Origin of the sequence: Xanthomonas phaseoli pv. dieffenbachiae, from assembly GCF_008639345.1 — a bacterium.
In the GTDB taxonomy this organism is placed as follows: domain Bacteria; phylum Pseudomonadota; class Gammaproteobacteria; order Xanthomonadales; family Xanthomonadaceae; genus Xanthomonas; species Xanthomonas phaseoli.
In genome coordinates this window covers 2,082,358-2,101,756 of the sequence record NZ_CP041380.1, presented here as the reverse complement: position 1 = coordinate 2,101,756, position 19,399 = coordinate 2,082,358, and the positions used below count along the sequence as shown (strand labels likewise).

The 19,399-nt window shown below is 63.5% G+C and carries 15 protein-coding genes and 3 pseudogenes; 8 read left to right on the top strand and 10 right to left on the bottom strand.

The features are described from left to right. Window positions 1-464: 464 nt before the first annotated feature. From FLG15_RS09600 to FLG15_RS09555, 10 genes and pseudogenes are all read right to left on the bottom strand, one after another. Window positions 465-1,331: a DUF6973 domain-containing protein gene (locus FLG15_RS09600; protein ID WP_150145950.1), complete on the bottom strand. Its 867-nt coding sequence runs from the start codon at window positions 1,329-1,331 to the stop codon at window positions 465-467. 3 nt (window positions 1,332-1,334) lie between these two features. After that, window positions 1,335-1,748, bottom strand: a complete 414-nt coding sequence (locus FLG15_RS09595; RefSeq protein WP_053054489.1) for a hypothetical protein — start codon at window positions 1,746-1,748, stop codon at window positions 1,335-1,337. Window positions 1,749-1,891: 143 nt separating this feature from the next. Continuing rightward, on the bottom strand, window positions 1,892-2,293 hold the full coding sequence (locus FLG15_RS23405) for a hypothetical protein (RefSeq protein ID WP_237377015.1): 402 nt from the start codon (window positions 2,291-2,293) through the stop codon (window positions 1,892-1,894). A gap of 142 nt (window positions 2,294-2,435) precedes the next feature. Continuing rightward, entirely contained in the window at window positions 2,436-3,590 is a 1,155-nt protein-coding gene (locus FLG15_RS09585; protein WP_244665564.1) for an XVIPCD domain-containing protein, read from the bottom strand. Between the two features lie 34 nt (window positions 3,591-3,624). After that, entirely contained in the window at window positions 3,625-4,032 is a 408-nt protein-coding gene (locus FLG15_RS09580; RefSeq protein ID WP_081023053.1) for a hypothetical protein, read from the bottom strand. Between the two features lie 339 nt (window positions 4,033-4,371). Further along, window positions 4,372-4,658, bottom strand: a pseudogene (locus FLG15_RS09575) (SymE family type I addiction module toxin). Then, window positions 4,640-5,269, bottom strand: coding sequence for a hypothetical protein (locus FLG15_RS09570; RefSeq protein ID WP_150145947.1), 630 nt, complete (start codon window positions 5,267-5,269; stop codon window positions 4,640-4,642). Before FLG15_RS09570 ends, FLG15_RS09575 begins: the two are co-directional and overlap by 19 nt. Before the next feature lie 86 nt (window positions 5,270-5,355). Then, window positions 5,356-5,772 (bottom strand): SymE family type I addiction module toxin, encoded by a 417-nt coding sequence (locus tag FLG15_RS09565; RefSeq protein ID WP_150145945.1) that lies wholly within the window; start codon window positions 5,770-5,772, stop codon window positions 5,356-5,358. 44 nt (window positions 5,773-5,816) lie between these two features. After that, a pseudogene (locus FLG15_RS09560) lies at window positions 5,817-6,005 on the bottom strand (integrase core domain-containing protein); the annotation flags it as partial. Window positions 6,006-6,286: 281 nt separating this feature from the next. Further along, window positions 6,287-9,442 (bottom strand): TonB-dependent receptor, encoded by a 3,156-nt coding sequence (locus FLG15_RS09555; protein ID WP_209228135.1) that lies wholly within the window; start codon window positions 9,440-9,442, stop codon window positions 6,287-6,289. 806 nt (window positions 9,443-10,248) lie between these two features. On the opposite strand from FLG15_RS09555, the gene FLG15_RS09545 reads away from it, so the two are divergent. From FLG15_RS09545 to FLG15_RS09510, 8 genes and pseudogenes are all read left to right on the top strand, one after another. Then, window positions 10,249-10,989, top strand: a complete 741-nt coding sequence (locus FLG15_RS09545) for a flagellar motor protein (RefSeq protein WP_005914940.1) — start codon at window positions 10,249-10,251, stop codon at window positions 10,987-10,989. 6 nt (window positions 10,990-10,995) lie between these two features. Continuing rightward, on the top strand, window positions 10,996-11,970 hold the full coding sequence (gene motD, locus FLG15_RS09540; RefSeq protein ID WP_011347247.1) for a flagellar motor protein MotD: 975 nt from the start codon (window positions 10,996-10,998) through the stop codon (window positions 11,968-11,970). Between the two features lies 1 nt (window position 11,971). After that, window positions 11,972-12,754 (top strand): ParA family protein, encoded by a 783-nt coding sequence (locus FLG15_RS09535; RefSeq protein WP_017155249.1) that lies wholly within the window; start codon window positions 11,972-11,974, stop codon window positions 12,752-12,754. Beyond that, complete coding sequence (locus FLG15_RS09530; protein WP_150145943.1) at window positions 12,751-14,013, top strand: chemotaxis protein CheW; 1,263 nt, start codon at window positions 12,751-12,753, stop codon at window positions 14,011-14,013. The genes FLG15_RS09535 and FLG15_RS09530 overlap by 4 nt, the downstream gene beginning before the upstream one ends. A 102-nt stretch (window positions 14,014-14,115) precedes the next feature. Beyond that, window positions 14,116-14,424, top strand: a complete 309-nt coding sequence (locus tag FLG15_RS09525; protein ID WP_003489692.1) for an STAS domain-containing protein — start codon at window positions 14,116-14,118, stop codon at window positions 14,422-14,424. Next, window positions 14,421-14,786, top strand: a complete 366-nt coding sequence (locus tag FLG15_RS09520) for a response regulator (RefSeq protein ID WP_002806565.1) — start codon at window positions 14,421-14,423, stop codon at window positions 14,784-14,786. Before FLG15_RS09525 ends, FLG15_RS09520 begins: the two co-directional genes overlap by 4 nt. Before the next feature lie 33 nt (window positions 14,787-14,819). Continuing rightward, window positions 14,820-16,829 carry a chemotaxis protein CheA gene (locus FLG15_RS09515; protein WP_150145940.1) on the top strand — a complete coding sequence of 670 codons (2,010 nt, stop codon included), beginning with the start codon at window positions 14,820-14,822 and terminating at the stop codon, window positions 16,827-16,829. A 244-nt stretch (window positions 16,830-17,073) separates the two neighbouring features. Continuing rightward, a pseudogene (locus FLG15_RS09510) lies at window positions 17,074-19,366 on the top strand (methyl-accepting chemotaxis protein). Window positions 19,367-19,399: the final 33 nt, after the last annotated feature.

Here is a 19,399-nt window from a genome sequence, read left to right as displayed (position 1 = left end):
CGATCCTGGCTGCTGATTTAACGACAACGGCCGCGTACTGCGGCCGTTGTCGTTTCACTAGCAGCATCGCCGCCGATTTACGCCGCCATGCGCGTAGGCATCGGCGCGATGGTTTGGCGACGACCAGGCTGCCGTGGAAGTGAACCTGGAACCGTTATTTGCAATCCGAAACTGGAGGCGCACCGAAGCGGTCGCCTTGAATCCGGAAAAAGAAAGCGCCGTGGCAGCTACAACAAAGCCTCAGATGGCCGCGTGAGACAGGCGCCAACGACCTCGACATGCACCGACTGCTCGCCAGCATCCGCTTTCATCTACAGCAGCAATACGCCCTGGGCCACAAGGCGTTCCGCGCGAGGGTCGAACCAAGACCCCCCGCTTTGCGGGCGTCAGGCCCGTATATCGGCCACGCAAGCCGAGCCTCATTGACTGATAAGTTCACCTGCCCCCCCCGTTAATCCGGCCGGCTACCGTCCAGGCGCAGGCGCATGTTGTGCAGCCTGTGACTGCGCTTGGTCGTAGGCGTGGACGGCATTCTGCTGGTCGGCCATGTAGAGGCTCTGGCGCATATCGGGTGCCGGCGTCGTTGCGTCTACCTGCACACGAAATCCTGGCGTCTTCCCAGCCACAAAGATATGGTCATCACGCAGGACGACACCGGCGAGCTGGTCAACCCGTTCCACACCGGCCTGCTTTGCGGCGATCATCACCTCGGCGACTTTGGTATCGGAAACTGATGCCGGCAGCTGCCCACGCAGGGTGTTGAAATACGCACGATCCGGATGCGTGTCCGGGAACCTGTCATGCGCCTGGTCCTGCAAGCGCGACACATCCTTGTTGATCCGGTCAACATCGCTGCTGGTCACAAGGTCCCGTTCTGGATCTCCCTGGGGGCGCGCCAGGCGTGGATCGTCAGGAAACAACTGCCTGAGGCGTGGATCATTCAAACCGGCCGCCAGATCACCGTGACGCAGCGCCTCGTATGCCTGACGCGCAAGCGCATCCTGCCGGGCGGTCTGATCGCCGAGCCGGCGGCCGGCTTCGTTGTTCCACAAGTCCATCCGGTGTTCGTAAGGATCATTTGGATGGGCCGGCCCAATCTCGGCCTCATCCCCGAACTTACGTGCAATCCACTGCTGCCCTAACGCGAGCTGGGTGACACGGCCGCTGGTATACGCATGCCGGAAGGCATCGAGCTGATCATTGTGTCCCTGCGACTGGAACGTGCCATCGGGACGCTTTGCCAAGGTGATGCCGCTCAACTGTTCGTAGTGCCGATACGCTTCCTGCTCGATCTCACGCTTGGCGCCCTTCGGATCGGTGATATCGACCATGGCTCAGCCTCCCTGCGCTGCCTTCTGAAACTCGATAGGCCCTTGATAGCCCGGATACTTCTTCTTGATCAGGATGCGATCGGATGGCGTCACGCAGCTATCCTCGAGGGAATTGGCCACATGTGCCTCATCCACGAAGAACTCTTCATAAGGCAGCGGCAGCACGGATGTCTCCCCGCCCTGATCGAACTTGAGCAACAAACTGTCGTCGCGCTCGAAGCACAACGTCTTCCAGGCGAAATCCGTCAGCGTCCCGGCCTCAACCACAGCCGAGTCCTTGCCGGCCAACAGCGTCACAACATGCTCGGAGAACTGTTTCTTTGAAATCGGCGGCTCGGTCATGGCGCATCCTGCAAAGGCGGCAACGACCACTGTGGCCACTGCCGAAACGTGGGGGCGGAAGATAGCGAATGGCATATGGCGCGGCTCCTTCCTGCGGTAGAGGAGTGTCTTTACCAGAAGGGCGCAGTGTACGCATCTTTGCAAAAGTGGCGATTCCTTCTTTGCCAGATGTCCAAGCTCCAAGCTGCTGAGAAGACCATTGACGTTGCGACGGCCGTTTACATCAGATTTAAGTAGTCGCCAATCTGATTGCATATCTCCACAGGTGGGTCATCCACCTTGACGACTCTTCGCAGGCCTCTTTCAGGCTCCTCCTTTGGGGCAACGACACGGTAGACGAGATAAAACTCTCGGTCGCGCTCCCAAAGACTGAATGTCGAAACTTCGGAAAATCCAAAACTTCTGCCGTTCGAAGACGCAACCTCAAAGTTGCACTCAGCATAGGCTCCGAATCCACAACTGGCATCCAGGTAGCGCAACCCGTTTCTCCCACCAAGATCAAAGTGATACGAGCGCCCGTTTTCATCTTCGATGATCTGCGGTGCGATTTTCAATGCCCGGTTTACACCTGCGCTCTCCCAGTCCCGGGACTCTGCAGAGTGAGAGATCGTGCAGCTCATGAGCACTAGTCTCGGCAACTATCAAGGTGCAACCTGTTGTAGCCAGGAGCAGAACCAGCACGCAATTAAGTACCCTTACGCTCACGGACACACTCCAGCCTTCGCCGCTCTGAGTGCCAGCGTACCAGTGATCTATAACATCTCATCGCGTCATCGACGGGCCTGCCTGGGTAGCGGCTTGCTGCGATTGCTCCAGCGCCTGCTGCTGTTCGCGCGCCTGGGCCTGAGTCTGGTTGATTGCCTGCAGGCGATCGAACGACTGGGTCTCTGGCGTCTGTACAGCGTCCACGGTTGGCATATGGGCACGCTGGTGCGCCGGGTCGTTGAGGGCGCCCTGCACGACAAAGACCTTCTCGCCGCCCGCCAGCTGAGCCGTTGGGTTGTTGAGCACCACATGGTCCACCCGCGACAATCCTTCCTCTTTTGCCAGCGCAAGCAGGCTGGCCGTCATGCGTTGGCTTGCCCCATCCCACTCCTTGCCGTGCTGGGCGTCCAGCTGCATCACACCATCTTTGATCTGCTGGTACAGCGCGTGGTCTGCATGGCCTGGCTGTGAGGGCAACAACGCGGTCCTCGGTGAGGCCGGATGTGATTCAGGGGCAAGTCCACCATGCTTCACATCAGAAGTAGTGATGTCGCCAATGGCCCCGGGCTCTGGCCGCCCCTGTTTAAGCTTCCAGGGAACGATGTGTTTGTCGTAGTAATCGCCATAATATTGCTCGTACGTCTTACTTGGGGCGACCGAAGGTTGTTCCGTCTTGAAGACCTGGGCAATCTGGTTCAATGCAGCATCGCGAGTGATGCGGCCCGCCATTTGCTGATCTGCAATTGCCTCGTACTGCTGCGGTCTCGTGCCACTCCCAGAGATACCGATATCTGGCCCCTGGTGGTTCAGAATCTCACGTCGAACGAGTGCGTTGCTGAGCGTTGCAGCGGCCTCGCCTCGCAGCATATTGTTCACGTAAGCTTGCTTGGAAGAATAATCTTTAGGTTCGGCGAACCCATGATGTCCAATCTCATGCGATAGTGATCTTGCGATCCGTTCGCCTTTGCCAGTTGCGTTCTGGTCAATCACGACTTTCTTACCTGGATCCAGGTAAGTACCTCCACCCGCGCTACCCCAATCAACGCCTATGCCATCTTGCTTGAACTGAGAAAGACCCGCTTGAAGTGTGGGCGAAGAGTTAATTAAAGGCGCTAATGCTGGATCCTTCAGCGGAGAAGCGGGTAGCACACCATTGGTTGGTGAACCCACCTGTTTTTGCTGTGGGAGTTTTTGTTCTTCATTAATTTCCATCATGCATTTCCCTTGCTTGACTCACAAACTTATCTCAAAGTTTGCTGATCGAAACATAGCTCAGGTGTGACTGGTCTTCCGTCAAACCAAAGATGACCTTGGTTCTGTTAACTGTCATCTCCCAATAGGCTCTGGAATCTCGCGCATCTGGTCGAGGCGGATAAGGAACAGCATCGGCCCAGGGAGCTTCCACAAAACTCGGGCCAGGTGGCGAGAAATCGATAACCAACTTCCCTCGCGATGGATCATCTGTCGCATTAATGAACTCAACACGCTGCACTTTTTCACCTGCCAGCATGCCCTGCTCGCTTACCCGAAGCTCCCTTTCTCCGTCTAGGTCCCGTGGTCCAAATTGAGCTTGGAGCTGAGTACTAACGGCGGCGACATCCTGGAAGTCTGTTGCGATCAAACGATCCACATCTTGCTTGAGACGTTCCGTCACGTCTTTGCTCCTGGTTTCAGTGGAGGGCTTTGCGGCGGCTACGGCTAACTGATCGCGTGGAGTACTCGGGGCACATCCCGCATGAAAGGTGCATAGTGCCAGCAACGCACTCGGCAGCATCGTTGCCCGAGGAAGGATATTACGTCCTTGGTTAACTTGCCGGCCATGGGATTTCCCAAGGTGAAAGGGCATCTCTCTAGATCCTGCGCTAAGAGTGTCGCTGAAATCTAACACGTCAATTACCTCGCATCGGGCGGCGGCAGCGCTTACCTCACGCGGTTCTGCGTTTGCAAGATCGGCAAGGGCGTACAGGCTTCACCTGACTGCGGCGGATGGCGCTCAGCGACGCGCCCTAAGTTGCTTTGCAGGGACCTCCACTAGCGGCAACACCTCCATCAACAACTGCCCCGCGCTGGCGGTGATGCGCAGCTTGGTGCCGATGGCAAAGCCCAGTTGTTCCAGCCATAGGTCGCTGAGGCGGATATGGGGCACGCGCTGGTCGCCTGCGTGGTCGTGGGCGCCGGGTAATGGGTGTAGCTGACAGTGCATTGGCGCGGGCGGCGCGCGCGGCGGGGTGCGCGTTGACTCAACATGTCCGCTCCTTGGACTAGCGAATTTGAACCCATTCGACGCACTGATGAGTGGTGCGCGCCAAAGGTTCGTCAGCCTCGCCACGCGGGAAGAGCTCTACGCGCATGCCTGGGCGTTGAAAAATATCGCTCATCCATCGTCCATCCTCGACAAGATTGCGCTGCCGCGAGAAACCCATTTTCTCAAGGTGCGCCGCAAATGCCTCGAAGTCGATCTGGCAGATATCCGACATAGAGGGAGAGGCTTCTGGCGGGTTAGGCAGGAACAGGAACTCGAACCACGCACCCTTTACTTCGGTTTTGTTGACACCAAACCCGTAGTTCCAGTCTCGGGTCAGCACTCCGCTGGCACCGAACCGCTCGGAACCATCATCGCGATGCTTTACCGACTGGCCCATTGCTCGAGACACATGGTCGGCAGTGAACGATTCAATGCTGGCACTTGTGCGAATCAACTCCAGTACCCGCTCCAATGCTTCCTGCGCGGTACGTGGTCCACCTTTGGAAGGATCTGCAGGTACGTGATCGGCTGAGGAACGCATGGCAGATGTCTCCGTGACGGTTGCCGGGGCTGGGGTGGCCGCCGTGTGGGCGCATGCGCCCAGGGCGAGGGTGGCGAGCAAGGCGTAGAGGGCGCGCGCGATCATGAAGCGTCCGTTGTGCGCTGGTGTGGCTGCGACGCTAGTGGCATCCGGCACCGAGGTCAATCGCAAGGGGGCTGGCAGCCGCAGCATCATCGCCGCACGCTGCGCGCCTTGGCCGGCACCTCCCCCGGCGGCAACACCTCCATCAGCAGCTGCCCTTCGCTCGCGGTGATGCGCAGCTTGGTGCCGATGGCAAAGCCCAGTTGTTCCAGCCATAGGCCGCTGAGGCGGACGTGGGGCACGTGCTGGTCGCCGGCGTGGTCGTGGGCGCCGGGGTAATGGGTGTAGCTGACGGTGCATTGGCGCGGGCGGCGGGCGCGGCGGGGTGCGCGTAGCGTGCCGGGGCCTTGCGGGAAGGCGTCCGGGTCGGGCGGCAGCATCGGTGGCAGCTTGGTGCGGTCGGGTTCCACCACAACCCACTGCACCCGCTTGGGTGGCGCGGGGCGCGTACGCATGCGGGTGGGCCGTGTGCTGGCAGATGCCATGGGTGGGCGACGGCGTGTCATGGCGCCTCCGGGCGATGGCGGGTGATGGATCGTAAGCTCCCCTGTCAAGCAGACACCTTAAAAGTAGACCTTCTGGTGTGTTGATCGCGGTACTCAGGGGGCGTTTGGCCGCCGAGCGAGTCATGGGGCCGCTGTTCGTTGTAATCGATCATCCACCAATGGGTGGCTTCGCGGATATCGTCGAGGCGGGTGAAAAGGTGCTGGTCGGGCACTTCTTCCCGGAATGTTCGGTTCAAATAAAGGTTCCGGATTCACTTCTTTCAGCAAGTCCTGAGTCAAGCGAAGCATCGCCGACCAGTTCAGTTCGATCGAAGAAGGTTGCGAGACAACGCCATGGCCAGCCACAGCGACAGTGCGAGCGTTCGCAACAGGAAAGACGTCATGCGACGAGACCCCGCGGTAAACAACCGCGCACACACGACAGTGTCGTCGTGGCGAACGCTACAGCCCGGCCGTCGCCAAACCATCGCGCCCATACCGCCACGTGGCAGGCATGGGCGCGACACGCTGGAGCCTAGAACTTGTAGGTCAGCCCCAGGTACGCCAGCCGACCTGCGTATCCGCCGCTATAGAAACGGGCGCGGGTGTCGTCGCCCAGGTGCGAGCGGGACTCCTGCTTGGTCAGGTTCAGCACCGAGGCGGTGAGGCTGAGCGCCGGGGTGATGTTGTAGGCCGCATTGACATCGATCTGGTAGTACGGCTCCTCGAAGACGTTCAACCCGTTGACCAGGCCCTGCACCAGCTCGCCGCGACGGTTGTACGAGGCGCGCAGCAGCAGGCTGTCGGCTTCGTAGAACACGGTGAGGTTGGTCTGGTTTTTGGCGCTGCCCGGCATGGAGGTCTTGCCGGCCTCGGTCCCGTCTTCCAGCCGCACCGCCGCCTTGCTGGCGTCGTTGTAGGTGTAGTTGAACTGCACACCAAGGCCGAACGGCAGCGTGTGTTGCGCGTAGAGCTCCACGCCTTGCGAGACCGCGTCCTGGCCGCCGGCCTGGGTGCTGTAGTTCTGCACGGTGACCATCTGCCCGTCGATCATCATGTTGACGTCGCTGATCACGTCGACCGCGAAGTTCTCCACGTTCTTGCGGAACAGTCCCACACCCGCCACCGAGCCCGGCTGGAAATACCATTCCAGCCCCAGGTCGAACTGGTTGGCCTTGTACGGCTCCAGGTTCTTGTTGCTGCCCGAGCCGTACCAGCCCTGCTCGCTGGCCCCGCCGGTCAGGCGCCGGTCGGCCACGTACTCGGGGCTGTAGTACTCCAGGCTGCCAGGCGCGGCGATGTCGTTGTAGCTGGGACGTGCGATCACCTTCGACGCTGCCGCGCGCAGCAGCAGGTTCTCGGTCAGGTCGTAGGCCACGTTGAAACTCGGCAGCACGTCGGTGTAGTTGCGGTCCAGCCCGCTGACCACGAACGACTCGGTGCGTTGCACGCTGTCGGCCAAACGCCAATAGCCTTCGGTGCCGCAATAGGTGTCGGCCGGGGCGCCGCCGGGGGCGGCGGCGCCCTGCTGGCAGGCCAGCGGATTGCCGTCGGCGCCGTCGAAGAAGTAGTCGTTGTAGGCGGTCACCTTGTCGGTGGAATCGGCACGCTGGCCGGTGCGCGCCACCCGCACGCCGACGTTGCCACGCAGCCGTTCGGTGTGGAAGTTGAGCTGCAGGTAGCTGGAATAGATCTCTTCGTCGACGTTGTAGACGAAGTTGTCTTCGCTACGGGTCTGCATTGCGCCGTAGGTTTGGTTCAAGTAGCCGATGTAGCCCGGGAAGTTGATCGACGGGAACGCGCTGGCGTTGAATCCACCGGCCAGGTTGTCCTGCGCGAACAGCAGGCCCGGCGAGAACTGCGTGGCGATGGCATTGCAGCGCCCGTTCCAGTAGCGGTTGTCGTAGTCGCCCGGGTCGGTGCCTGGGCACACCCAGTAGTTGTTGCCGGTATTGCGGTGGATACCGCCGTCGCGACGCTTGATGCCGAACTGCAGCGAGTCGAAGAAGTTGCCATCCATATGCCAGGTGGTATCGATCTGCGCGTACTGCTGCTGATTGGTGTTGCGGGTCCAGGACGAGCCGGTGGAGCCCAGGTCGACCTGCAGGATGCCGTCGCGCAGGTTCTGCATCAGCTCCGGCGAGAACGTCATGCTCGGCGTGCCGGTCAGGTCCCAGGCGCTGGCGAAGTTGCCGTTGCTCCAGCTGCCGTCGGCGTTCTGCAGGCGCGGCTTGATCGGCAGGGAAAACTGCAGCTCCGGCCCGCCCTTGGCCCAGGTGCGGCCGGCCTTGAACGCCACGTCCACCTGCTCACCACGCCATTCGCCGCCCAGGTCCACCGTCTGCGACTGCGATTTTTCGATGTTGTAGCTGCCGGTGATCTGCGGCGTCGGCACCGTGCAGTCATCCGAACCCCAGCCACCCGGAGGCAGGCCAGCCGCGGCGGCCTGCGCCTCGCTGCAATAGTAGGTCTTGCCCGGACGCAGGCTGTAGGCGGCGCCGGTGACGATCGTGCCGCTGGGATCGAACTGCAGCCGGTCGAGCAGGCGCCCGCCGCGCCAGTTGCCGTCGCCGAAGTAGCGCGCGATGTTCCACTCGGGAATCTTGATGGTATTGGTCTGCGAATTCTGCGACAGGTCGAAGCGGAAGTAGTTCGCGGTCAGCGTCAGGTCGTCGGTCGGCTTGAACTGCAAGGTCAGTTGCCCGCCCTTGCGCTCGCGCTCCTCGCGTTTGGCGTCCAGGCTGACCGCCGTCGGCATCATGAAACCGGTGGAGTAATTGCCGTCCTGGTTCCAGAAGCCGGTCCCACCCCACCAGTTGGCGTTGAAGTCCGACGGATTTCCGTTCACGTCGACCGCCGGGCCGACTTCGTCGCGCCCGTACCACTGCCAGCTCTCGGTGCTGGCATCGACCGTGCGCGCGGTGCGCTTTTGCTGCGTGTAGCCAACGAAGACACCGAAGCGGTTGTCCTTGTCGTGCCACGAGTACGAACCGGAGAACTGGCCGTCGGTCTTCTTGCTGGTATCGGACCAGGTGCCCTCGGCGGAGACGAAGCCGGAGTTTGGCTCCAGTTCCAGCGGGCGCCGCGTCTGCAGGATCACCGTGCCGCCGATGCCGCCTTCGTCGATGCGCGCTTCCGGGGTCTTGTACAGCTCCGCGCTGCCCAGCAGGTTGGACGGCAGCAGCGTGTAGTTGAACGAGCGCGTCGGGTCGCCATTGGACTCGGCGGTGGCGATGTAGTTGCCGTTCAACTCGGTCAGCACCAGCTCCGAGGACAGGCCGCGCACGCTGACGTTCTTGCCTTCGCCACCGTCGCGGCTGATGACCACGCCGGGCACGCGCTGCAGCGCGTCGGCCACGTTCTTGTCGGGGAACTTGCCCACGTCCTCGGCGGTGATCACATCGACCACGGCGTTGGCGTTGCGCTTCTGCTCCAGGCTCTTCTCGATCGCGTAGCGGTAGCCGGTCACCGTCACCGCGTCCAGGTCCGTGGCCTGCAACGCGGCCTGGCCCGTGGGCGCCGGCGTGCCGTCGGCCTGCTGGGCGGAGACGTGGGTGGAGGCGGCGCTTGCCAACAAGGCGATGGCGATGCCGGCCGACAGCGTGCTGCGGTTGCGTGCGAATAGCGTGCAGTTCATTTCGATCGTGCTCTCCCAATAGTGATCGGCCTCGGCGGCTTTGTATCGATCCAACGATCGGACAAGAACGCCGCGCGAAGTAACGCAAAATGTCCGGCACCGTTGCGGCGCCCGGTTTCCCTCGGTCTTCTCTCCCCTTGCGCGCGGATGCAATTAGATCGTTCTAATGCAGGGGGAACCTAAGTAGCACAGCGCATGCGCCAGCGCATTCTGCCGCGCAGCAGGCCCGCGGCGTTGCAAGCGCTCGATTGCGGTCGGGCTCGTCACGCTTGCGCGCGGCACGGTACAGCCTGTCTGCGGCAGCAGCAGCTTGGTCGCGACGCGCAAAACGTCCTCGCCCGCAGCCAGGCGCAAGCGGCTTATCGCGGCGCCTGCGCGCGCTTGATCATTCACAACCGAGCTCAGCGAGAAGCAGGGTCAACCTGCGTGTCGGTACCTCTTGTACATGGCCACTGCACGTCGCTTGCCGGCTATCGCCATTACAGGGATGTGCGGTGATGGCGAGTTATCAAGAATGTCGCAGAGTCGAAGAGACGGTTCCCGGCCGCGCTCGCGCTCGTCAGCGAAGCCGGGGACCGAGCGCTGCGCCTGGACGTACCCTCACCCCAACCCCTCTCCCGCAGGAGAGGGGCTCAACACCGCGCAGGCCGTGCGTTTGCTCTGCCCTCCTAAAAAGCAGGGCCAACGCTAGGTATCGCTGAGTTCATCGAGACTTTTCCGACCCAGAACCGATCCGCGGCCGCGCGTACCGCCCGCAACCAAGCCGGCAATTGAAGACCCCTCCTCCAAAACGACAACTTTCTGGCGCGCCAACCGGGCGCATCTATCAAGTCCGCCGGGCCTGGGCCGATACCGCATGCATGGACAGACTCAGCGTAATCGGACTGGTGCTGGCGATCGTGGCGATCGTAGGCGGCAGCGTGTTGAAAGGTGCCGGCATTTCGTCGCTATGGTCGCCGGCTGCCTTCGTGATCGTCATTGTCGGCACGGTGGCCGCAATCCTGCTGCACACCTCGCCGGCGGTTTTCCGGCGCGCGTTCAAGATCCTGCGCTGGGTGATCCAGCCGCCGGCCAGCGACCGCCCGCAACTGGTGGCGCGTATCGTCGAGTGGAGCAATATCGCCCGTCGCCAGGGCCTGCTGGGCCTGGAAGACCAATTGCCGCGTCAGGACGATGCCTTCCTGCGCAAGGGCCTGCAGATGCTGGTCGATGGCGTGGAGCCGGAAGCCATGCGCAACATGCTCGAGATCGAGGTGGACAACCAGGAGCGTCAGGATCTTGCCGCGGCCAAGGTGTTCGAGGGCATGGGCATCTATGCCCCCACGCTGGGCATCATCGGCGCGGTGCTGGGCCTGATGGCGGTGATGAAGAACCTGGCCGACCCGGCCATGCTCGGGCACGGCATCGCGGCGGCCTTCACCGCGACGATCTACGGCATCGCCTCGGCCAACCTGCTGTTCCTGCCGGTCGCCGCCAAGCTCAAGAGCGTGATCCATTGCAGCACCAACGAGCGCGAAATGGCGATCGAAGGCCTGATCGCCATCGCCCAGGGCGAGAACCCGCGCAACATCGAATCGAAATTGGCAGGCTACTTGCATTAGCGCGTTATGGCCCGTCGTCGCAAACACCACGAAGAACATGGCAACCACGAAGCGTGGGCGATTCCGTATGCCGATCTGATGACGCTGCTGCTGGCGTTCTTCGTGGTGATGTACGCCATCTCCTCGCTCAACGAGGGCAAATACAAGGTCATGGCGCAGGCGCTGACCAGCGCCTTCGGCGGCTCGTCGAACAAGGCCAGCCCGGTGCAGCTGGGCAAGACCCAGACCCTGGGCGCCGATTACGACCGCCCATCCGTGATCAAGGCCGGGGCGCCGATGGCTGCCTCCAACGGCCCGACCGACCCTACCCTGCTGCCGTCGATGGCCGCGCAGATGCGCATGCCGGTGTCGCTGCGCAACCAGGCGCAACTGGCGCGCGCACAGCGGCAAATGGATGCAGTGGAGCAACAGCTGAGCAAAACGTTGGCCCCGCTGATCGACAAGCAACTCATCACCATCCGCCGCAACGATCTGTGGATCGAGGTGGAGATCAACAGCGACATCCTGTTCGGCACCGGCTCGGCCACCCTGGCCGGCGGCGCGCGCGGGACGCTGTCCACGCTGGCCTCGGTGCTGCGCGATGCGCCCAATGGCGTGCGCGTGGAGGGCTATACCGACAACCAGCCGATCGCGACCGCCCAATTTCCCTCCAACTGGGAACTGTCGGCGGCGCGTGCGGCCAGCGTGGTGCACCTGTTCGCCGACGACGGCATCGCCCCGCAACGATTGGCGATGGTGGGCTATGGAGAATTCCGCGCACGTGCCGATAACAGCACTGAGGCGGGACGGAATGCGAACCGGCGTGTGGTGTTGATCATCCTCGCTGACTCGGCTGGCTCACTCGCACCCGATCCGCCATCGCAATTAAATGCGACCGCCGCCGGGGCGCCCAAGCTTCCCAAGTCTGACGGCGGCCAAACGGCCGTCACCACCGAAAGCGGCACAAGTTCCGTCCCCGCCGTAATTCAAGGAGTGCAGTGACATGCGTATCTGGGCAATCGCCAACCAAAAGGGCGGCGTCGGCAAGACCACCACGACGCTGGCATTGGGTCGCGGCCTGGCCGCGCTCGGCCACCGCGTCTTGTTGATCGACCTCGATCCGCACTCCTCGCTCACCCGCGCGTTCGGCGTGGCGGTCGACCCGCCGCCGCGCGGGGTGCTGGACCTGTTCGGCACCCCGCCGAGCGATCTGGCCAGCCTGGCGCATGAGAGCAGCATTCCAGGCCTGTCGTACGTGTGCGCGCAGGCCGCATTGGCCACGCTGGAACGCCGCAGCGCCAACCAGCCCGGCCTGGGCCTGGCGTTGCAGAACGCCATGACCCGGCATGCCGGCCAGCACGACTACATCCTGCTGGACTGCCCACCCACCCTGGGCCTGCTGATGATCAACGCCCTGGCCGCCTGCGACCGCGTGGTGGTGCCGACCCAGGCCGAGCCGCTTGCCCTGCATGGTCTGGCCAGCATGGTACGCACGGCCGACATGGTGCAGCGTTCGCGCCGCCGCGAGCTGCCGGTGTCGATCCTGCCCACGCTGTTCGACCGCCGCACCCGCGCCGGCAACGAAACGCTCAAGGAAATGCAGACCACCTACGGCCCGGTGGTGTGGGAAGACGCCGTTCCGATGGACACCCGTATTTGCAATGCCGCCGCACTCACCGTTCCCGCCACCGGCGGCGACTATCAGGGCCGAGGCCTGTCCGCCTATCGCCGCGCGCTGGATTGGGTGCTGGCCGATGACGCGATGCGTATGGAGCAAGCCGCATGAGCAACCCCACCGCCAACGGTGAATTGGACGATTATCTGGAAGGCCTGCTGCACGATGCGGGCGTGGAGATCGTCGCCCCGCCTGCGGCCGCCGCAGCCACGGTCGAAACGCCGGCACTTGCGCATGCCGATCTCGCGCTGGCCGAGCCGCCGGTCGAGACTGCTGCAGCTCCCGAAGCCGCCACCGTCTCCGAGGCCGCCACTTCCAATGCGATTGCCGCGGTGCGCAGCGCCGATGCGATCGCCGCCGATTTCCTGGCCGAAATGGATGCCGATCCGGCGTTCGCACCGCCGGTCAAGGCCGCGCCCAGCGCCGCCGACATCGCCGCCGACTTCCTGGCCGAAATGGATGCCGACCCGGCCTTCGCTCCGCCGGTCAAGGCCGCGCCCAGCGCCGCCGACATCGCCGCCGACTTCCTGGCCGAAATGGATGCCGACCCGGCCTTCGCTCCGCCGGTCGAGGCCGCGCCCAGCGCCGCCGACATCGCTGCCGACTTCCTGGCCGAAATGGATGCCGACCCGGCGTTCGCCCCGCCGGTCAAGGCCGCGCCCAGCGCTGCCGACTTCCTGGCCGAAATGGATGCCGATCCGGCGTTCGGAACCGCGCCCACTGCAGTGGACCTGATCACCGCCGATCTGCTGGCAGAAATGGATGCCGACCCCGCCTTCGGGCTGGAGGCCGCACCGGTCGCGGTGCCTGCACCCGCCCCGGCCCCGGCGCCCGCCCCGGCCCCCCGTGCAGCACCGGCGCCGGCACGCGCGCCGGCACCGACCGGGCTGCAGGCACTGCTGGCGCCCGGCCAGGCCGACAAGATTCACGCCGAACGCCGCGCCAGCGAACGCAGCACCCGCTGGCTGCGTCTGCGCTGCGGCGAACAGACCTATGCGCTGGAATTGCTCAAGGTGCAGGAAGTGGTGTTGCCGGTGCCGCTGCTGCCGCTGCGCGGCACGCCCAGCGCCATGCTGGGCATCATGAACCTGCGCGGCCAGGTGGTCCCGGTGATCGATCTGGGCATCCACCTGGGCTCATCGCCGGTGGACATGGACCTGCAGACCCGCGTGGTGGTGCTGGAAGAAAACGGCGAAACCATGGGCCTGCGCGTGTCGGCCGTGGAAGACGTCACCAGCCTCACCGATCAGCAGATCGAGCCGCCGGACAACGCGCGCCTGTGCCGCATCTACAACAACTTGTTCCGCGGTGTGGCACGTCTGGGCCATCAGCCGATGATCCTGCTCGATGCCACCCATCTGCTGCATTGATGCGCGCCTAGCTTGCTCGCACCTGCACGCACGACGATTCACCGTTAAAGCTTTTCCGCCCCCCGCCGTTAGTACGCATAGAACCATCCGTTCGGAGCAACAATGAGCACAGTGACATTGGGTGAGGATCTCGGCATCGAGACCAGCGCCGACCTCAAGCAAAAGCTTGCCGGATTCCTCACCCAGGACGGCGACCTGGTGCTTGATGCCGGTGAAGTCCGGCGCATCCACACCGCCAGCGTGCAGTTGCTCTGCGCCTTTGTGCAAAGCCGCCGCCAGGCCGGCCTGCACACCGAATTCGATGGCTGCAACGACACTTTTAGGGATGCAGCGCGTCTGCTCGGCGTCACCGACGCGCTCGGACTCCCCGCATCCAATGACAACCTGAAATCTGTGGAGAACGCCGCATGAGCGCACGTATCTTAGTGGTGGACGATTCGGCGTCGATGCGCCAGATGGTCTCTTTCGCCCTCACCTCTGCCGGCTTTGCCGTCGAAGAAGCCGAAGACGGCGCCGTTGCGCTGGGCCGCGCGAAGGGCCAGCGCTTCAATGCGGTGGTCACCGACGTGAACATGCCCAACATGGACGGCATCTCGCTGATCCGCGAGCTGCGCCAGCTGCCGGACTACAAGTTCACCCCGATGCTCATGCTCACCACCGAGTCGGCGGCCGACAAGAAGTCCGAAGGCAAGGCGGCCGGCGCGACCGGCTGGCTGGTCAAGCCGTTCAACCCCGAACAGCTGATCGCCACCGTGCAGAAAGTTCTCGGTTAAACCCTCCTCGCTTCAGCTTCGGATTTCACGCCCATGAGCATGGACCTGCAACGTTTCCACGCCACCTTTTTCGAGGAAAGCCGTGAAGGGCTCGACGCGATGGAGGCCGGGCTGCTGTCGCTTGAAGAAGGCAACCGCGACCCGGAAATCATCAACTCGGTGTTCCGCGCCGCGCACTCGATCAAGGGCGGCGCCGCCACCTTCGGTTTCGACGCCGTCGCCGGGCTGACCCACGTGCTGGAGACGCTGCTGGACGAGCTGCGCTCCAACAAGCGCCAGCTCGAGCCCAATGCGGTCGATGCCATGCTGGGCTCGGTCGACGTGCTGCGCGCCCTGTTGCGCGAAGCCGAACACGGCACCCCGGCCGACCCGGCTGCGGTCAAGGCCGTGCACACCCGCTTGAATGCCGTGCTCGCTGGCGAAGCACCGGCGGCCGCGGCGGTCGCCAAGCCGAAGGAAGAAGAACCCGAAGCCTGGCACATCGGTTTCACCCCAGCGCCGTCGCTGTTCATGAGCGGCAACGACCCGTTGCGCATCATCCGCGAGCTCGAACACCTGGGCCCGCTGCAGATCGCCGCGCGTCTAGAGCGCATGCCGGGCTTTGAAAACATCGACCCGCTGGAAGCCTATCTGGCGTGGGACCTGGGCCTGATCGGCAAGATTCCGCGCAGCAAGATCGAAGACACCTTTGCCTGGGTGGTGGACGACTGCGAGCTGGACATCCGCCCGATGGCCGTGCCCGGCCCGCCGCCGAGCCTGGCCGTGGACGCTCCGGCTGCCGCACCGGTTGCAGCGGTCGCTGCCGCACCGAGTGCCGTTGCCGAACCTGCCGCCGCCGCGGCGACACCGGCCAAGGCCGCCGCTGCCGAAGCTGAAAGCTCGATCCGCGTCAGCGTCGACAAGGTCGATGCCTTGATCAACCTGGTCGGCGAGCTGGTGATTACCCAGGCCATGCTCAAGCAGGTCTCCACCGGCCTGGACCCGGCGCATGCCGAACAGCTGTTCGCCGGACTGGATCTGCTCGAGCGCAATACCCGCGATCTGCAGGAAGCGGTCATCGGCGTGCGCATGCTGCCCGTCGATGCCGTGTTCCGGCGCTTCCCGCGCCTGGTGCGCGACCTCTCCAGCCGCCTCGGCAAGCAGGTGCGCCTGCGCACCATTGGCGAAAGCACCGAGCTGGACAAGGGGCTGATCGAAAAGATCGCCGATCCGTTGGTGCACCTGGTGCGCAACTCGATCGACCACGGCCTGGAAATGCCCGATGCGCGCCGCGCCTCCGGCAAGGACGAAACCGGCACGATTACCCTGGCGGCCTCGCACCAGGGCGGCCACATCGTCATCGAAGTCAGCGACGACGGCCGTGGCCTCAATCGCGCCAAGATCCTGGAAAAAGCGGCCGAGCGCGGCATCGCCGTGCCGGACAACCCGACCGATGCGCAAGTGTGGGACTTGATCTTCGCACCGGGCTTCTCCACCGCCGATGCGGTGACCGACCTGTCCGGTCGTGGCGTGGGCATGGACGTGGTCCGCCGCAACATCCAGGGCCTGGGTGGCGAAGTGCAGCTGGAAAGCAACGCCGGCAGCGGTACCCGCGTGTTGATCCGTCTGCCGCTGACCCTGGCCATTCTGGACGGCATGACCGTCTCTGTCGCCGGCGAAACCCTGATCCTGCCGCTGTCCTACGTGCTCGAAGCCCTGCAGCCGGCACCGGAAGACGTCCGCGCGATGGCCGGCGACGGTCGGGTGCTGCGGGTGCGTGGCGAATATCTGCCCATCCTCTCGCTCACCAACTACTACGGCTTCGGCGGGCAGCAGTCCTCCAAGGAATCGCTGGTGGTGGTGGTCGAAGGCGACGGCCAGAAGATCGCGCTGGAAGTGGATGAGTTGCTCGGCCAGCAGCAGGTGGTGGTCAAGAACATCGAGAACAATTACCGGCGCATTCCGGGCGTTTCCGGCGCCACCATCCTCGGCGATGGGCGGGTGTCGCTGATCGTGGACATCGGTGGCCTGGTGCGCTCGCTCAAGGTGCCGCAAGCCGCGTAATGCACTCGCCGCGGCCAGGATGCCGCGCCGCAATGCCCCACCACGCCATCGATGCACGATGGGTGCTGGGGCGATCGCCGGCCGTATGGGGACTGCCGGCATCAGCAACACCCGTCCGGCCCGACACGACCGGCGGGAGATTCTGGCCCTTTGTCCGGATCTTTCGACTCTGCCATCGTCACTCGCCCAACCACTGACGGGCGCCCACGAGGCCAGTCGTTCTCTGCAATACGAGAAGACCGCTATGAACTGGTTCCGTAATCTTGCCGTCGCCCGCAAGTTGGCCGTGGCGTTTTCCTTTACCGCATTGATCACCTTGGGCCTGGGTGGGTTTGCGCTTGTGCGGATGCAATCGAGCGCACATCTGTTGCGCGAGATCGGCACCGTGTGGGCACCGGCCGTGCAGCAACTGAGCGAAATGCGCGCACTGCTCGGCGAATTCCGCACCTATGAACTTGCCCAGCTGGCGCATGCCGACGATCCGAAGGCGGTGCAGAATTATTTCGAACGCATGGACAAGGCGCGCGCCGACGTCGCGACGGCGCAGGACGCCTACGCCAAGACCACCACCGCAGGCAGGGAGACCGAGTTGTACGACGAGGTCAAACTGAAACTGGCCGCGTACTACAAGGCCAACGCCGCACTCAGCGCCGCGATGCGTGCCGGCGATCTGGTCACTGCCAATCGCGTTTCCGATGAGCAATCGCGTCCGGCGCGGCGCGACCTGTTCGCAAAGTTGGTGGAACTGACCAAGTTCAACGTCGCCCACATGGACAGCGAGATCGCGCAGGCCGAGGCAACCTACCAGCGTTCGGTGCAAGTGATGCTCGTGGCGATGGCGCTGTTCGTGCTGCTGGCTGCATTTGCCGGCTGGTTCATCGCCCGCAGCATCGCAGGCCCGCTCGCTCGCGCCACGCGGGTGGCCAGTGCCATCGCACAGGGCAAACTGGACAACGCCATCCACGTCGACAGCCGCGACGAAGCCGGGCAACTGCTGCACAGCATGGAAGGCATGCAGCGGCAACTGCAGGCCGTGCTCGCAGCGCAATCGGAAATGGCCCAGCGCCACGACGCCGGCCAGATCAGCTACCGGATGGATCACGATGCGTTTCCAGGCGACTACGGCACCATGGTGCGCGACACCAATAGCCTGGTCGGCTCGCATATCGCGGTCAAGATGAAGCTCGCACAGATCATGTCGCACTATGCGATCGGCGACTTCAGTCAGGACATGGACCGCCTGCCCGGCGAAAAGGCCGTGCTCAGTTCCACCATGGATACCGTCAAGACCAACCTGTCGGCGATGAACAGCGAGATCAAGCTGTTGGCGCAGGCTGCTGCCAACGGCGACTTCAGCGTGCGCGGCGACACACAGCGCTTCCAGTACGATTTCCAGGCGATGGTGGAGAGCCTCAACCAGCTGATGGCCACCGCCGATGCCAACCTCGGCGCGCTGTCCAAGCTGTTGCAGGCCATTGCCGCAGGCGATCTCACCGAGCGCATGCAAGGCCAGTTCAATGGCGTGTTCGCCCGGATGCGCGACGATGCCAATACCACCACCGCGCAACTTGCCGATATCGTCGGGCGCATCCAGCACGCCAGCTTGTCGATCAATACCGCGGCCAGCGAGATTGCCGCCGGTAACAACGACCTGTCGCAGCGCACCGAACAACAGGCTGCGAATCTGGAAGAAACCGCTGCGTCGATGGAGGAGCTCACCTCCACCGTCCGCCAGAATGCCGAGCATGCACGCCAGGCCAACCAAACTCGCCATCGGCGCGGCCACGGTGGCCTCGCAAGGCGGCAGCTTGGTGGCGCAGGTGGTGACCACCATGTCCGGCATCGAGGTGTCGTCGAAGAAGATCGCCGACATCATCAGCGTCATCGATGGCATTGCGTTCCAGACCAATATCCTGGCATTGAATGCCGCGGTGGAAGCGGCACGCGCCGGCGAACAGGGCCGTGGTTTTGCCGTCGTTGCATCGGAAGTGCGCACGCTGGCACAGCGTTCGGCCGGTGCGGCCAAGGAAATCAAGCACCTGATCGACGACTCGGTGAGCAAGGTCGCCGAAGGCTCGGTCCTGGTGGACCAGGCCGGCAAGACCATGGCCGACATCGTCGCCAGCGTGCAGCGCGTCACCGACATCATGGGTGAGATTTCTGCCGCCTCGCAGGAACAGTCGGCCGGGATCGAGCAGGTCAACCTCACCGTCACCCAGATGGACGAAGCCACCCAGCAGAACGCCGCATTGGTGGAAGAAGCCACGGCCGCGGCACGTGCGATGGAAGAGCAAGCCGGTCAGCTGTCCGATGCGGTGTCGATCTTCAAGGTGCAGCAGGTCGCTGCCGTGGCGCCTGCAGCCAAACGCCCCGCTCCACCGCGTCTGGCCACCGCGAAGCCAGGCGTTGCCAAACCGAACACGACCAAGCGCGCACCCGCACCGGCCGGTGTCGCGGCCAAAGCCAAAACCACAGCAACGCCACGCCCGGTGACTGCCGCAGCCGCCAATGGCGATTCGAGCTGGCAGGAGTTCTGACCGCAACCTCTGCGTGGAGCAGGCGAAGGCGAC

Bases quoted from the DNA above. Each gene is read 5' to 3' on its own strand.
- FLG15_RS09600 (WP_150145950.1), bottom strand. From the start codon at position 1,331: ATGGTCGATATCACCGATCCGAAGGGCGCCAAGCGTGAGATCGAGCAG.
- FLG15_RS09595 (WP_053054489.1), bottom strand. From the start codon at position 1,748: ATGCCATTCGCTATCTTCCGCCCCCACGTTTCGGCAGTGGCCACAGTG.
- FLG15_RS23405 (WP_237377015.1), bottom strand. From the start codon at position 2,293: ATGAGCTGCACGATCTCTCACTCTGCAGAGTCCCGGGACTGGGAGAGC.
- FLG15_RS09585 (WP_244665564.1), bottom strand. From the start codon at position 3,590: ATGGAAATTAATGAAGAACAAAAACTCCCACAGCAAAAACAGGTGGGT.
- FLG15_RS09570 (WP_150145947.1), bottom strand. From the start codon at position 5,269: ATGATCGCGCGCGCCCTCTACGCCTTGCTCGCCACCCTCGCCCTGGGC.
- FLG15_RS09565 (WP_150145945.1), bottom strand. From the start codon at position 5,772: ATGACACGCCGTCGCCCACCCATGGCATCTGCCAGCACACGGCCCACC.
- FLG15_RS09545 (WP_005914940.1), top strand. From the start codon at position 10,249: ATGGACAGACTCAGCGTAATCGGACTGGTGCTGGCGATCGTGGCGATC.
- motD (WP_011347247.1), top strand. From the start codon at position 10,996: ATGGCCCGTCGTCGCAAACACCACGAAGAACATGGCAACCACGAAGCG.
- FLG15_RS09535 (WP_017155249.1), top strand. From the start codon at position 11,972: ATGCGTATCTGGGCAATCGCCAACCAAAAGGGCGGCGTCGGCAAGACC.
- FLG15_RS09530 (WP_150145943.1), top strand. From the start codon at position 12,751: ATGAGCAACCCCACCGCCAACGGTGAATTGGACGATTATCTGGAAGGC.
- FLG15_RS09525 (WP_003489692.1), top strand. From the start codon at position 14,116: ATGAGCACAGTGACATTGGGTGAGGATCTCGGCATCGAGACCAGCGCC.
- FLG15_RS09520 (WP_002806565.1), top strand. From the start codon at position 14,421: ATGAGCGCACGTATCTTAGTGGTGGACGATTCGGCGTCGATGCGCCAG.
- FLG15_RS09515 (WP_150145940.1), top strand. From the start codon at position 14,820: ATGAGCATGGACCTGCAACGTTTCCACGCCACCTTTTTCGAGGAAAGC.